This window comes from Zwartia lucis, from assembly GCF_965234455.1.
Taxonomy (GTDB): Bacteria; Pseudomonadota; Gammaproteobacteria; order Burkholderiales; family Burkholderiaceae_B; genus Zwartia; species Zwartia lucis.
The window spans coordinates 94,196-108,965 of record NZ_OZ248473.1 but is presented as its reverse complement, the minus strand read 5'-3'; the positions used below and the strand labels follow the sequence as shown (position 1 = coordinate 108,965).

15 protein-coding genes are annotated in these 14,770 nt (G+C 51.0%); 4 read left to right on the top strand and 11 right to left on the bottom strand.

Features of this window, described 5'->3' with window-relative positions; genetic code table 11:
* Positions 1–17: 17 nt before the first annotated feature.
* The 7 genes from AC8GE9_RS06930 to AC8GE9_RS06900 form a co-directional block, all read right to left on the bottom strand.
* Positions 18–611 carry a histidine phosphatase family protein gene (locus tag AC8GE9_RS06930; protein ID WP_506676432.1) on the bottom strand — a complete coding sequence of 198 codons (594 nt, stop codon included), beginning with the start codon at positions 609–611 and terminating at the stop codon, positions 18–20.
* A 9-nt stretch (positions 612–620) separates the two neighbouring features.
* Complete coding sequence (locus AC8GE9_RS06925; protein WP_506676431.1) at positions 621–1,898, bottom strand: MFS transporter; 1,278 nt, start codon at positions 1,896–1,898, stop codon at positions 621–623.
* 42 nt (positions 1,899–1,940) lie between these two features.
* A complete protein-coding gene (locus AC8GE9_RS06920; RefSeq protein WP_506676430.1) occupies positions 1,941–2,393 on the bottom strand; it encodes a MaoC family dehydratase in 453 nt (150 codons plus the stop codon).
* A 9-nt stretch (positions 2,394–2,402) separates the two neighbouring features.
* The gene (locus tag AC8GE9_RS06915; protein WP_506676429.1) at positions 2,403–3,569 is read right to left on the bottom strand and encodes an acyl-CoA dehydrogenase family protein; all 1,167 of its coding nucleotides are present in this window, start codon (positions 3,567–3,569) and stop codon (positions 2,403–2,405) included.
* Between the two features lie 91 nt (positions 3,570–3,660).
* Positions 3,661–4,860 carry a CaiB/BaiF CoA transferase family protein gene (locus tag AC8GE9_RS06910; RefSeq protein ID WP_506677127.1) on the bottom strand — a complete coding sequence of 400 codons (1,200 nt, stop codon included), beginning with the start codon at positions 4,858–4,860 and terminating at the stop codon, positions 3,661–3,663.
* 22 nt (positions 4,861–4,882) lie between these two features.
* Entirely contained in the window at positions 4,883–5,767 is an 885-nt protein-coding gene (locus tag AC8GE9_RS06905) for an HpcH/HpaI aldolase/citrate lyase family protein (RefSeq protein WP_506676428.1), read from the bottom strand.
* A 119-nt stretch (positions 5,768–5,886) separates the two neighbouring features.
* A complete protein-coding gene (locus AC8GE9_RS06900; RefSeq protein WP_506676427.1) occupies positions 5,887–6,453 on the bottom strand; it encodes a DUF2889 domain-containing protein in 567 nt (188 codons plus the stop codon).
* A gap of 204 nt (positions 6,454–6,657) precedes the next feature.
* On the opposite strand from AC8GE9_RS06900, the gene AC8GE9_RS06895 reads away from it, so the two are divergent.
* The 4 genes from AC8GE9_RS06895 to AC8GE9_RS06880 all read left to right on the top strand — a co-directional run bounded on the left by AC8GE9_RS06895 (position 6,658) and on the right by AC8GE9_RS06880 (position 10,545).
* Complete coding sequence (locus tag AC8GE9_RS06895; RefSeq protein WP_506676426.1) at positions 6,658–7,980, top strand: NTP/NDP exchange transporter; 1,323 nt, start codon at positions 6,658–6,660, stop codon at positions 7,978–7,980.
* Positions 7,981–8,005: 25 nt separating this feature from the next.
* Positions 8,006–8,956 carry an aldo/keto reductase gene (locus tag AC8GE9_RS06890; protein WP_506676425.1) on the top strand — a complete coding sequence of 317 codons (951 nt, stop codon included), beginning with the start codon at positions 8,006–8,008 and terminating at the stop codon, positions 8,954–8,956.
* A gap of 100 nt (positions 8,957–9,056) precedes the next feature.
* Positions 9,057–10,175: an LPS export ABC transporter permease LptF gene (gene lptF, locus AC8GE9_RS06885; RefSeq protein ID WP_506676424.1), complete on the top strand. Its 1,119-nt coding sequence runs from the start codon at positions 9,057–9,059 to the stop codon at positions 10,173–10,175.
* Between the two features lie 22 nt (positions 10,176–10,197).
* Entirely contained in the window at positions 10,198–10,545 is a 348-nt protein-coding gene (locus tag AC8GE9_RS06880) for an FKBP-type peptidyl-prolyl cis-trans isomerase (RefSeq protein WP_506676423.1), read from the top strand.
* An 82-nt stretch (positions 10,546–10,627) separates the two neighbouring features.
* On the opposite strand, the gene AC8GE9_RS06875 is transcribed toward AC8GE9_RS06880, so the two are convergent.
* The 4 genes from AC8GE9_RS06875 to AC8GE9_RS06860 all read right to left on the bottom strand — a co-directional run bounded on the left by AC8GE9_RS06875 (position 10,628) and on the right by AC8GE9_RS06860 (position 14,768).
* Positions 10,628–11,221, bottom strand: a complete 594-nt coding sequence (locus tag AC8GE9_RS06875) for a chromate transporter (RefSeq protein ID WP_506676422.1) — start codon at positions 11,219–11,221, stop codon at positions 10,628–10,630.
* Positions 11,218–11,790 (bottom strand): chromate transporter, encoded by a 573-nt coding sequence (locus AC8GE9_RS06870; RefSeq protein WP_506676421.1) that lies wholly within the window; start codon positions 11,788–11,790, stop codon positions 11,218–11,220. The genes AC8GE9_RS06875 and AC8GE9_RS06870 overlap by 4 nt, the downstream gene beginning before the upstream one ends.
* A 137-nt stretch (positions 11,791–11,927) precedes the next feature.
* Positions 11,928–13,508 carry a cation:proton antiporter domain-containing protein gene (locus AC8GE9_RS06865; RefSeq protein ID WP_506676420.1) on the bottom strand — a complete coding sequence of 527 codons (1,581 nt, stop codon included), beginning with the start codon at positions 13,506–13,508 and terminating at the stop codon, positions 11,928–11,930.
* Between the two features lie 9 nt (positions 13,509–13,517).
* A complete protein-coding gene (locus tag AC8GE9_RS06860) occupies positions 13,518–14,768 on the bottom strand; it encodes a lytic murein transglycosylase (protein ID WP_506676419.1) in 1,251 nt (416 codons plus the stop codon).
* Positions 14,769–14,770: the final 2 nt, after the last annotated feature.

Genomic DNA, 14,770 nt, shown 5'->3' with positions numbered 1-14,770 from the left:
CGCTTGGTTGGACTCAATTAAAACGTTGGCGTTGGAATCACCTGATGGGAAACATAGTGCCCACGCGCATCGACCTTGACTAGCATCACACCTCCTTGACCCACAGCTTCACCTGCATACGCTGAAATATTTACCTGGTGCGTCACCAGGATCAAGGGTTTGTTAGGTTTGGCCGTATTGGCTGAAGACTTTAGACGCTGCGCCAATAAGGTTCTCAGCGCCACCGTCTGTTGTTCTGAATCGCTCATGTTCCGAAAAAACGAACCGAGTGCCGGCGCGATCGTCACCGGGCCTTTTGCAAGCAAGGTCGCTGTATCCACGCAACGGCACCAGGGACTGCTCAAGACGTCAGCCGAGTCGATCCCTTGCTGTTTTAGCCAGACGCCCAAGGCTTGGGCCTGCTTGCGACCAAGATCTCCCAAATTTCGTTGTGTTGAACAGTCGCCAATTTTTAAATTAGGTGGATCACTAAAGCCGGGGGCATCAGCATGTCGAATCATCAACACATGCTGACCACCATTGAGCGCATCGCTAAGGGCGGTACTCTGCGCAGGCAACGTAAAAAAGGCTGCGCTGACTGACAGCAACAATATCCAAAGTGATTTGATCATGTTCATAACTCATCCAAATTTTCTGAGTTCCCGATAAACCCAAAAAGGCGAAACCGCCAAAATGACGTTTAACATAGAAAAAATGATGCTCGCCTGATAACCCCCCGTCCAGTCATATAAAAGACCTGACAGCATGGCACCAGAGGCGGCTCCAACCGACATACAGGTATAGGTCACCCCATAAATTGTGGCCAAACCGGGCCCCGGGAAAAGCTTGGAGCACAGGCCAGAAATAATGGGGCCCCTCGCTCCCTGCGCAATCCCAAAGAACACCACAAACGACATCAAAAACCAGTGGGAGGGAAAGTAGCTTAATGCCAACAAACTTGCCAAGCCGAGTGTCGTGCACATAAACGAGAGTGTCGCGGTGCGCCTCGGGCCCAATACATCCGCCAAGCGTCCCGCTGAACCGACCCCCAGGACAGACAACATACCCGCAAACCCAAACGCGCTGGCGGCCTCGATCGGGGTGAAGCCGGTTGATACCAAATAAGCAATCATCTGCACCAAGACGGTATAGACCACCACCGAGGTAAAAAAGAAGGCCTGCGCCAAGCCCCAGAAGCCAGAGTGTCGCAACGCTGCACGTAGGGGTGAAGACTTTGGTTGGGCAGGTCCTGTTGTCCTCGAAGATGAAATATCTACAGCACGTTGACTTTGACTCTTTTTATCGCGTGCTCCATATCCTGTACGGATCACGCGCCAAGGCAGCAACATGACGATTGGCAAAGCAAGGAGCAAGCTGCCACCCATCACTTGATAGGCATCACGCCAACCCACAGCTTGATTCAAATATTGCGCAAAGGGCACCAAGACAAGCGTTCCGGCACCAAAGCCCGCATACGCAATCCCGATCGCGGTGCTGGTGCTGTTTGGAAACCATCGGCTAATCAAACTGGCGGACGGGACCATACCGATCGCTGAGATGCCAATTCCACCCGCTACCCCAATACACAAATGAAACTGCCAGAGATGCGTCAAATGACCCGCTAAAAAACAACCTAAACCTAAGCTGGCGACACCCAGCAGGTAGACCACGCGTGGACCCCAGCGATCAAACAGTACACCGACAAAAGGAGCCGACAACCCGTTGGCTAACATGTAAATGCTGTAGACGCTTGAAAGCTCAGAGCGACTCCACCCAAACTCCGTCTCAAGCGGCAACAGAAACGTCACATAGGTATCGCCGATCCCGCGCCCAAGCATGTTGAAGACAAAACAAATCAACAACACCACCAATGCCATTTTGGCATCAGGCAACTGCAGCCTTGAGCCTAATTGCCACATCAGCGTTGCCTAAAGGTCTGAATCAAAAGATTTTGCACTGCATCAAACCGGTTGGCACTTCATAAATCCAGAACGGCGGCAGAGACACACAATCTCTCCGCGTTGATTAATCCCCCGATGTTCAAACTCCACAATGCCCGCATCCGTGCGCGACTTGCTTAGACGCTTGGACACAATTGTGGTCTCCACATGGATCGTATCGCCATAAAACACGGGACTTGGAAAGCGTGTATCCGTCATGCCAAGATTGGCAATGGTCGTGCCTAGCGTGGTTTCGCCCACCGAGATCCCAATCACGAGACCCAAGGTAAACAAGCTATTGACCAAGATACGACCGAATTCTGTTTTAGACGCAAACTCAGCATCCAGATGCAGTGGTTGCGGATTCATCGTCAACGTTGAAAACAGCACGTTGTCCATTTCTGTGACCGTGCGCGTCATCGCATGCTTAAACACCTGCCCCACTTCAAACTCTTCGTAATACAAACCAGCCATCACACCCTCCTAATAGGACTTAGGTAAGCCTAGCACTCGCTCGGCGATAAAACACAACACCAACTGTGGACTCACCGGTGCGATGCGCGTAATCAAAACCTCGCGTAAATAGCGCTCTACGTGATATTCCTTGGCGTAACCAAATCCACCGTGCGTCATGACCGCTTGCTGACAGGCATTAAACCCGGCTTCGCCCGCCAAATATTTCGCTGCATTGGCCTGCGCACCGCATGATTCGCCCTTATCAAACAGCGACGCTGCATGAAAGACCATCAGATTCGCGGCTTCAAGCTCCATCCAGTTCGCAGCCAGTGGATGCTGAATCCCTTGATTCATCCCAATCGGACGGTCAAAAACGATTCTTTCCTTGGCATAAGCCGTCGCACGCTTGAGTGCCACGCGCCCTAACCCAACCCCTTCAGCAGCGATCAAGATCCGCTCAGCATTCATCCCGTGCATGATGTAATGAAAGCCTTTGCCCTCCTCGCCAATGCGATCTTCGACGGGGACTTTCAAGCCATCGATAAACAACTCGTTTGAATCCACGGCTTTACGACCCATTTTTTCAATCTCATGCACACGCACGAAATTGCGATCAAGATCGGTATAAAACAGACTCAAACCATCGGTATGTTTTGTGCATTCTTCTAGAGGAGTTGTGCGCGCCAAGATCAACATTTTCTCAGCGATCTGCGCCGTTGAAATCCACACCTTAGTACCGCTCAACACATAGTGATCTCCGTTGCGCTCCGCTTTAACCTTGAGCTGCGTTGTGTTGAGTCCCGTGTTAGGTTCGGTTACCGCAAAACATGCACGCTCACGACCTGCGACCAAGGGCGGCAGCATACGCATTTTCTGTTCTTCGGTGGCGAACTGTACGACAGGATTCAAACCAAAAATATTCATATGCACAGCCGAGGCACCGGTCATGCCTGCACCCGACTCGCTGATGGCCTGCATCATGATGGTCGCTTCGGTGATCCCCAGACCTGACCCCCCATATTGCTCAGGGATGCAAATCCCTAACCAACCGTCTTTGGCCAGCGCCTGATGCAACTCGACAGGAAAGCCACCATGGCGATCCTTTTCCAGCCAATACTGATCATCAAACTGTTCACAGATTTTATTGATCGCTTCGCGGATCGTCTGCTGTTCTTGTGAAAAAGAAAAATCCATGATCACTTCCTCATTTGTTTAAATCCAGACAGCAAAATGGAGTCGCCATCATATTGAAACCAGCTCTAGCTCCAAGATGTTGCTTTTGGACTCACGCAGTCTGTGTGACACCCTCGCGGATCAAGGCAACGATTGACTCTTCGTCATAACCCAACTCACGTAAAATTTCTTCGCTATGCTGTCCCAGCATCGGTGCAGGCCGTCCCGCCTGGGGCTGACTGTCCGACCAAGTGGTCGGTACATCCACGCGACGAATACGACCCTCAGAGGGATGGTCTTCCCATTGAAAAAAGTTAATCGCTTCAAGATGAGGATCTTCGAAAATGGTCTCGAGGTCATGCAACGGCATAGTGGGAATATCTGCCTTTTCAAGCAAGTCCAGCCATGCTTGGGTCGTGCGCTCCAGAAAAATTTTAGCGACCAAGCCTTGAAGATCATTGATATGCTGCGTGCGAATGCTCAGGTTTTTAAAACGTGGGTCATTTTCAAATATTTCCGATCGACCAATCGCGCTGAAAAATGATGCCCACTGTTTATCGTTATAAATGACGGCACAGACATAGCCATCAGACGTTTTATAAGGACGGCGCTCTGACGCCAACAAGCGTGGATAACCAGGTGGTCCAAATTGCGGATCGAAGGTTTTCCCACCAATATGATCACTCAGTAAATGACTAATCATTGTTTCAAACATCGGAATATCGATGCGCTGACCACGTCCTGTTTTTTCACGATGGTAGAGCGCAGCACACAACGAAGAGGTGGCGTACAAGCCCACCGTCCGATCCACTAGATTGGAGGGCACATAGCGCGGCACATCTGAACCCGCTTGCATGATTAACGAGGGCAAACCAATGGCACCCTGAATCAAATCATCAAAAGCCGGCTTATGCGCATAAGGTCCGTCCTGACCAAAACCAAAAGTACCTGCATACAAAATTCGGGGATTGATGGCACTCACGACCTCATAACTCAAGCCGAGCCGTGCCATTGCCTGGGGTCGTACGTTATAGAGCAAGATATCAGCCGTGGCGATGAGCTTTTTGATCGCCTCCAGACCTTCGGGCTTTTTAACATCGAGCACCATGCCACGCTTACTACGATTAACATGCAAATAGAGAGAACCCATCCGCGGATGCAACATCGGTCCGACATCGCGCACCATATCGCCTTGCGGAGACTCGACTTTGATCACGTCCGCCCCCATGTCGCCCATCAATTGAGCTGCATAAGGCCCCATCAAAATCGAGGTCATGTCGATGACACGAATACCATCCAAAGGACCAACTATTTTCGTCATGTCGATCTATCCTTTAGGCCAGCTGCGCTGCGGCGATAATTTTTTTAGCAAGGCGCAAATGCGGTGTATCCAACATCTTTCCATCCATCGTCGCGACACCGACGCTTGCACTGGCCGCGAATGCCGCAATCACGCGCGCCGCCCACTCTTGTGTTGCAGCATCGGGCGTCATCGCCTCGTTGATCACCGGCACCTGGCCAGGATGAATCGCCGCCTTGGCAGAAAAACCATCGCGATACGCCATGCGTGTTTCGCGCTTCAAAGCCTCCATGTTGTGAATATCCGTGGGAACGGTATCGATGGCCGGTACGCCCGCGGCAGAGGCGGCAAACAGACAGAGCGAACGCACCAGACTAAAGGGCGAGGTCCATTCAGAGGAGCCTTCTTCTTTGTTGGTCAACGCGCCAATATCACCCGAGAGGTCTTCCGCGCCCCACATCATGCCGGCAAGTCGCGGGGTCGCTCCTCGATACTCATTCAACCCGGCAAGCGAATCAGCCGTCTCCGTCACAATCGCAATAATCGATGTCCGAGTATCAGGGGACTCAAGCGGATATAAGTGTTCAAACGCCTCTAGATAAGCGGACAAAAGACTGAGATCGCGCGCGCCCGTCGATTTGGGCAAGACCACGCCATCCGGGCGACAAGGCATCACCGCAGCCAAATCCGCCAGTGTCATGCCTGTCGTCAATGCATTGACGCGCACATAAAGCTCGGGAGTCTTGAGGCCAGCGCGTTTGAGCTCAGTCAAAAATTTGACCAACTCCACTCGGCCTTCTTGTTTACGGGACGGAGAAACTGCGTCTTCCAAATCAAAAATCAGCACATCTGACCCGCTTTGCAAGGACTTTTCCAGCTTGCGTGGACTATCGGCGGGCACAAACAGCAAAGAACGCATCACTCATCTCCGTCATTGAGTCTCGACATCGCAAGATGCCTTTAATTTTCTGCTTCGAGTATAGCGTGACAAGTTTTAGGGTTCGTGCTTGTCACATCGGCTCTACCAACAGGGTCGTATCAAAGCGCTGTGACCTTGGGTCCTGTGTAATGCTCGGGCCACAATTTCGCCACGATTTCCCTGTCGCTGCCGTAGGCAAAACAACTATCAATTTTGATTGGGCGTCCATTAGCATCCAACGCTTGCGGTCGCTTGCTGGTAATAGGCCACAAGGCCTGATAGGCCGTTGTCGCCATGGGTCCGAGCAACTCCATCATATGCGTGCAGCAAGCAGCACCTTTGAGTTTTTCTCTGACCAACTTGGACCAGCCCGCACCGATTTTTAAGCCAATCAGCGCTTGGAGTGAGGGTGGCGCATAGGTACATACTACAAAAGGTGTCGAATCAGAGCTCGCCGCCACATCTTTAATTTCAAACCACTCATCGATGACCAGTCGCACCCAGATATCGTGGACCGGCTCACCTGGTTTTCGCTCTGCCTGAGCTAAAGGCGATAGAAAAGGCTCAGTTTTAGTATCTACCACTCGACCCTCGATGTCATACAAGCCATCTGATCTTCGATAGGCTTTCATGACGATCTGACGTTGATGGACCTCTTCACGGTCAACAGTTGGGAGCAGTGGCACGGTATTTCTCTCAAAAACGGAACAAAAATAGCTAAGACAACACACCCTAGCGATGCTTTATTTTATCTCTGTCATGAAACACACTGAAAACAAACTTATATTTAGTGTTGTTTTCAATGTCCAGATGAGATTAAAGAACAACAAATACACAAAAAACAAATATTACTCATTAAGATGATGCCGAGTATCTGAATTCCTTGCCCTATGACCAGCCTGCTGCAGACGTTCACCAATATCAAACGACAAGAGTTGCTGCCCACACTGGTGGCAGGCTTGTTTTTTTTCTTCATTTTGAGCGCGTTGATGGTCGTCAGACCCGCACGCGAAGCCTTGGGGATGCAGCGTGGCATCGAGGCTATCCGCTGGCTCTTTATGGCAACCCTGGTGGTGACCTTACTTGTCAATCCGCTCTTTGGTTTGCTGGTAAGCCGTTATCGTCGATTGGTCTTTATCACCACGACTTACTCTTTCTTTGCCTTTGGACTCCTTTGTTTTTATGCACTACTGACCTTGGCGCCAGCACACATCGGGCTTTGGAGCGGTCAGGTTTTTTACGTATGGTTCAGCGTCTTTAATCTTTTCGCCACGATGCTTTTTTGGGCATTGATGACCGACCGCTTTACAAAAGAACAGAGCCAGCGTCTCTTTGCCGCCATTTCTCTTGGAGGCACACTCGGTGCGATGTTTGGGCCATGGCTCGCGAGTATGCTGGCCAAACCCTATGGCACGCCTTTGCTGCTCCTGATCGCTGCTGGTTTTTTGTTGTGCGCAGTGGCGAGTGCGTGGTGGTTGACTCATTTAAAGGTCCAAGTCGAGACAAGTAACCAGAGCGATGAAGCCTCAGTCACACAGACTGCAGAGCTAGACCCCGAGCGTGCCATTATCGGTGGCAGCGCCTGGGAAGGCTTTACAGCGGTGATCCGCTCACCTTATCTGCTTGGTATCGCGGCGTATGTACTGATTTTGGCGATTGTCGCGACCTTGCTTTATTTCACGCGACTGCAAATGGTTGCAGCCTTAGCGCTCGATACCGACACGAGGACCGCGGCGTTCGCGCGTATTGATCTCTACACCCAGGCCGCGACCTTTGTCCTGCAAGCCTTTCTCACAAGCCATCTGATCAAGCGCTTCGGCATTGCCTTGACGCTTGCACTTCTACCCATCACTGTTGCTTTTGGCTTTATCGGTTTAGCTGTACTGGGATCGCTCGCCGCGCTCATTGCTTTTGAGTCTGCTTTTCGCGCCGTGCAACGTGGCATCATGCGCCCGGCTCGCGAAACCCTTTTCACAACCGTACCACGCGCCGAACGTTATAAAGCCAAAGCTTTCATCGATACTTTTGTATATCGGAGTGGTGATGCCCTTGGCTCTCAAACCGAAGGGCTGTTGGGGCGACTGGGAATGGGGCTCGCAGGTCTCGCCTGGTTTGCCGTGCCCCTCGCCGTGGTTTGGATGAGCCTGGGCCTTTGGCTTGGCTATACGCAAGCCAAACGCAGTGAGTCGGTCACCCCTGACTTAAAACTTTAAAGCATCTTTTTAGGAGACTCGCACGATGAACCGTCGAACCTGGCTTCAAACCGCTTTAGCAGCTGCCAGCACCACAGCATTACCCAATGCTTGGGCACAAGCATTGGCTACGAGTAGTCCTCTCTTGACACGGGCCATTCCCTCGAGCGGTCAACGCCTACCCATCATCGGTCTTGGCAGTTCGGCAACGTTCGCGCAAGTCGCAAGCTCCGAGGACCGCGAGGCTCTAAAAAATGTCATAGCGAAAATGGTTGAGCTTGGCGGCACCGTTTTTGATACCGCCCCGAGCTATGGTACCTCCGAAGAAGTCGCAGGCAAGATCGCGCAGGACTTGGGTATTGCTCCAAAATTATTTTGGGCGACCAAACTCAACGTCGCGCCTCGTGGCGGTGGCGCAGCCGATGCGAACGCCGCACGTGCGCAACTCGAAGCGTCTTTCAAACGTATTGGCAAACCCGTCATCGATCTTATCCAAATCCACAATATGGGAGACGTTCAGACGCAACTTCCTATTTTGCGCGAAGCCAAGGAAAAAGGCCGAATTCGCTATCTCGGGGTGACGACGACGTTTAGCAATCAATACGACAGCTTGATCGAAACCATGCGTACGCAAAAAATCGACTTCATCGGCACCAACTACGCCATCGATGATTTATTTGCTGAAAAAACCATTTTGCCACTGGCCCAAGAGCGCGGGATCGCCGTGCTCTGCTACGCTCCCTTTGGTCGCACCCGGCTCTGGAGTCGCGTCAAAGGTCAAACCGTCCCAGAGTGGGCCAAAGAGTTCGATGCCACAACCTGGGCCCAGTTTTTCTTGAAATTTGTCGCTAGCCATCCCACTGTCACCTGCATCACACCCGCGACCAGTCGCGTCTCGAACATGATTGACAACATGGCCGGTGGTATCGGTCGCTTGCCAGATGCAGAGATGCGTAAACGGATGATCCAGTTGATTGACAGCCTACCCAACGCCTAGAACTTAAAGCGTGCGTCTAGATAGTCTCATTGTGCTAAATTCATGGTGTCGGCGTTGTTTGCGCCGCACCATTTTTTGATGCAACACTGCATCGCGCACAATGTCCTTATTTAAACGTTCCGTCGTCTCCGAAATCACCAACCACTTCAGCGTCGTTCTGTCGACGCTCGTTGTTGTATGGCTGAGCGTCATATTGGTACGCCTGCTTGGAGAGGCCGCCGCGGGCCGCATTGGCGCGGATGTCGTGATTGGTTTGGCCGCATTCACCACGATCGCCGCCCTTCCTATCATTTTGGCCGTTTCGATTTTTATCGGTGTCCTCACCACCATTACCCGCAATTTCAGGGAGTCTGAGATGGTGGTGTGGTTTTCAAGTGGCCTCTCGCTCCTAAACTGGATCAATCCTGTGATGCGCGTGGCCATTCCCGTCGCAGTCCTGATCGCTTCACTCACCTTGTTTGGCACACCTTGGGCAAATCGACAGATCGGCGAGTACCGAGCCCATTTCGAGTTGCGTTCTGATCTCTCCAAAATTACCCCTGGACAGTTTCTCGAAACAGAAGGCGGTGCCCGCGTCTTTTTTGTCGAAAGCCCTAGCGTGCCCGATGGGCCCCTCGGTCAAGTTTTTATGCGCATCATCGATCCCGACTGGTTAACGCTCATCACGGCCTCTTCGGCCGATACCGCCATCGAGGCGAATGGCGACAAGTTTCTTGTCTTAGGGCCTGGACAGCGTTACGACATCAAACCGGGAGCGCCTGAAATGCGACTCTCAAAATTTGACGCCTTCGGCGCTCGAATCGAAAGTAAAGACGGCGGAAAATCTCTGGAAACCGCTCGCGAGCGAACACTAGAAAGTCGCCGTTCACGCCCAACCGAATTACTCCTCACGGACAAGGTTCCCGCTTCCTACGGGCAGCTTATGTGGCGCCTGGCCGTTCCTCTCGCAGCACTGAGTCTCGCGTTGATGGCGATCCCGCTTGGTGCCGTCAATCCCCGCATGGGACGCTCCGGTGACCTGCTGATCGCGGGCTTGATTGCGATGCTTTATTTAAACCTGATCAATATTTCCCAAGGCTGGATTATCAGCGGCAAGCTTTCATTCAGCATTGGAGTCTGGTTAGTCCATGGCGTCTTTGGTCTCTTTACCGTTGGACTACTCTGGCACCGCTTACGCGTCAAAACCCCTAAACCCCCTGTCGTGCTAAGCGCGGCTTGATTTTCATCCTATAGGAAACAATATGAGTTCACTCGAAATCATTGAAGTCGCTGCTGGTAGCGGCACAGAAGCCACAAAAGGTGCGCACGTCACTGTGCACTACACAGGCTGGCTCCATGAGGCCACAGCACCTGAAAACAAAGGTGCTAAGTTCGACAGTTCGCGTGATCGCGGCGATCCGTTTGATTTTCCTCTCGGTGCCGGTCATGTCATCCGCGGCTGGGACGAAGGCGTAGCGGGCATGAAAATCGGTGGCAAACGCACCCTGATCATCCCTCCCGAAATGGGCTATGGCGCGCGCGGCGCAGGTGGCGTGATTCCACCCAACGCCACACTCGTCTTTGATGTCGAGTTGCTCGAAGTCAACTAAACAGTCTAAAAAATACACGTTTAATTTCCGGACTTGCTCAGAAGAGCACGTCCGGATTTTTTATTGCTTGGTATCCTTGGAGTCAAAAACCCGCCAACAAGCCACTCGCACCCAACGCTGCACCGATAGCAAGCAGCAACAACATATGTATCTTGGTACGATAAACGATAAAGGCGGTAACCGCCGCCAATAACCAGATCGGCCAGTCACGTACACCCTCCGTATTCGCCGTCGCCAATAGCCACCCGGCGGCCACCATCATAGAAATGACAACAGGACTGAGCCCCAATTTAAAGGCACGCACAGCACGAAGCTCTTGATGTTTTTGTACCCAGCGGGCGGTAAAGAAAATCAACACTGAGCTCGGTAACAAAATGCCTGCCATACAAATCAATGCAGCAAAAGCGGCCCAGCCAAAACCGCCCGCATTCAGGCCGATGTTCCATCCCATCAATGCGACGAACATCACATTCGGTCCAGGTGATGCCTGCGCAATCACGACCGAAGCGCTGAACTGCGCATCGGTCAACCAGCTTTGCTTATCCACAAGAAAATGATAGATTTCAGGCAGGAGCACTAGGGGACCACCCACTGACGCGATCGATATCGAAGCGAAATGCTTGAATAAATTGAACCAGTCAGTCCACAGCATGGCGAGCGTGAGGGTCTCGTTCATGCTTGCTCCTTGAGCTTTAAGAAAGCAAGAACATAACCAATGCCGCCTAGTACGATTAGTACATACAACAACCGCCATTGCAAAATTGCGATACCCACAAAACTCAAGATCACGAGTGCTGCACACACTTTTACACCCAATGGATTGGTTTTAAGCGCAGACAACAACTTAAGCCCTGTCGCACCGATCATACCGGCCGCGACGGCACCCATTCCACGTAGCGCATCGACGACCTTAGGCTGATTGCCGAAGTGTGCATACGCAATCGCCAACGTCAAAATCAATATCGTTGGGTACATAAACATACCCGCCAAAGAAACCAGCGCCCCACGCCAGCCGAAATATTTAGCGCCAACCATGATGCAAAGATTGAGCGCTGGAGGGCCAGGCATTGCGCGGGCAATCGCCCATTCCTCGACAAACTCCTCACGCGTCATCCATTTCTTTTTATCGACAAGCTCACGCTCGATAAAAGCAAGGACACCACCAAATCCCTGAATCGCGAGCATACTGAACGTATTGAATAATTCACCGAGTGAATGAGGTCGAGGTTTGAGCGAAGTGGTCATGTGAGCAGCGATGAAACAAAAAAAGAGAGCGGATTGACAGCAATTGTCTTCATTAAACTCCAAAACCCTGACCGCACCTTGCAGATCGATGGTCAATCCAATTCAAGTCCTAAAAGTCGATGCTTTTCGACAACAAACTACGCTCGGACTCGATCTTGCAGCGCATCCAACGCATGTTTAGCTAAACTAGAACCTGCTTCGGAGTAAATATTGAACGATGGAACACCCAAGGCTGCAAGCTCGTCAACCTCACTCTCGAACTTAGCGATGGCAACGATTTTGCAACTTAGCGCACTACCGACAATTTGGTGGGCCGCATAAATATTGCTGCGGTGGTTAGGCATCGCCAGAATAATCATCTCTAGCGTCGTACCTGTTTTGAGTTTGCTCCAAAAATCCGAGTCGGTCGCATCCCCGTACACCACATTTCTCCCTGCATTGCCTTGTTGTTTCACGCGCTGAGTATCATGTTCGATACCGATGATTTTTTGATCAAAATATGAACAGAGATTGTCATAGGCACCGCATCCAACACGACCCATCCCGATCACGAGCACACGAGCCTCACCCGTCTGAATCAATTGATCTCGCGGATGGTGCACAGGTTTTTGAAAAGAATTCCAAAATCTTTTATAGCGTTTGTAGAGATTTTCGGATCTCATCGAAAAGGGTGCTGCCAAGGCGAAACTAAAACTCACACAAATCGCCATGATGATGAGCCAATCGACAGGCAACCATCCCTTCATCACGCATAGAGCCGCCACGATCAAGGCGAATTCGGAATAAGTGGCTAGATTGAGGGATACAAATAAAGACGTCCGCGCGCGTAGGCCAAAAAATTCGAGTATCAAGTAGTAGATAAAAGTTTTAAATGGCAGCAGAGCACACAAGAACAATGAAACAAAAATAATCGTGGGGGTTGGCAGTCCTTGCATACCGATCGATAGAAAAAACCCGACCAGCATCAATTCTTTAAAACTAAAGAGCGACTTTGATAAATCGCTTGCTTTGGGATGACTGGCTAACAAAGCGCCAAACACCAAAGCACCTAAATCACCTTTGATACCAATCGAAACAAAATACTCAAACCCTGCACCAAGCGCAAAAAATAGTCCGCTCAGTACTAATAATTCACCATGTCCTGCCGCATCGAGTAACTTAAATAAAATTTTACGAATCACGGGTAATAACAACAGCGACAACGCCCAGACCGATGGATATTTCGCCTCACTCACCGTTAGAAAAATGACGGCAAAAATATCTTGCATGATCAATATTCCAATCGCGACCTTCCCATAAAAGGCACGCATATCGTCACGATCCTCAAGAACTTTGACGGCATAAACAGTACTTGAAAATGACAAAGTAAATGCCACTAGCACGATGACCGCTGGAGAAATGTCAAATATCGTTGAGGGAATTAACGTCTGACCGAGCCATAATACGCCCGCGTAAAACAAAGTCGAAACGATCATGTGGGCGAACGAAACTCCCCAGATTTCGTTGTTCGCAAAGCTTTTGAAATCGAGTTTCAGGCCAATTGAAAACAGCAATAAGGTCACGCCAAGCTGCGAAATCATGCTCAACCCTTCGGGCGCCTCAAAGCCCGAGAGGTTAAAAACAAAACCCGCGAGCAAAAATCCCACCATCGGTGGCAAGCCCACGCGTTTGAGTATCAAACCAAATAAAAAGGCCAGGCCTACGAGCGTGACTAACATCGGTGCCCTTTAACGCAGCGCCTTCAACACTTGCTGCCCCGCACGACCATTGACGGTCATACCCTTGGACTTTTGAAAGGCGCTGATCGCCTCTCGGCTTTTCGCACCGATTAAGCCATCAACTTCACCAATGTCATAACCGCGGTCTAACAATGCCTGTTGAATTTGGCGTCGTTCAGCTCGACTGGTTCCTGGATCATCCGTGGGCCATGCCGTTTGAAACATACCACCACCGCGCAGTCGATCACTTAAGTGCGCGATAGCTAGCGCATAGGACTCCGCAGCGTTGTAGCTATAGATGGCATCAAAATTTCGTAACACTAAAAATGCGGGACCTTGAGCACCTGCCGGAAGCAGAAGTGCGGCCTGTGTCGTCTCAGGCAAATTAGAAATACTCGTGACTTGTCCAGCCTTACCTGTGTTTTTCAACGGCTCAATGCCCAAACTTTTCCACTGCGCCAAAGACTGTTTGGTGCGCCGTCCCGAAGGTCCGGAATAATTAGCCGGCAGCCTGACCTCCACACCCCAAGGCTGACCTGCAACCCAACCGGCTTTTTGCAAAAAATTTGCAGTGGAACCCAGAGCGTCTGGGACGGATCCCACAATATCGCGGCGACCATCACCATCAAAATCAACAGCCAGTCGTTGATATGTCGTCGGCATAAACTGCGTTTGACCAAACGCACCCGCCCAAGAGCCCACGAGTAATTCTGGTGCAATATCTCCACTTTGCAAAATTCGCAACGTCGCGAGCAACTCACCTCTGAAAAATGCTTGCCTCTTGTCCGCACAAATTAAGGTTGTTAGAGAACGCACGATCTCGCGCTTGCCCTGGATGCGTCCATAATTGGACTCCACACCCCAGACTGCGACAATCACATTGCGATCAACCCCATATTTTTTCTCAGCTTCGGCTAAAACTTTGGACCATTCTTTGAGCTTGGCACGCCCATCCTCCACGCGCTCTTGATCCACAAGACCTGCAAGATAATCCCAAATTGCTGTTCTGAACTCAGGCTGAAAAGAAAAAGCCTTCAGTACATCAGGATCGGACTCGACCCCCTTCATCGCGCGATCAAACACCGCCCCTTGAATACCTTGAGAAACGACCGATTGGCGCAACTCCTTCACACAGGCATCAAAGCTAGTCGTTTGAGCAGTGACTGCAGATACGCTCAAAAGCAAACCCACAGCGAAAAGTCCTTTGGTCGCAATGCCGAACCACAACAATACTGCCCATCGACTATTCAAAAATTTCATGG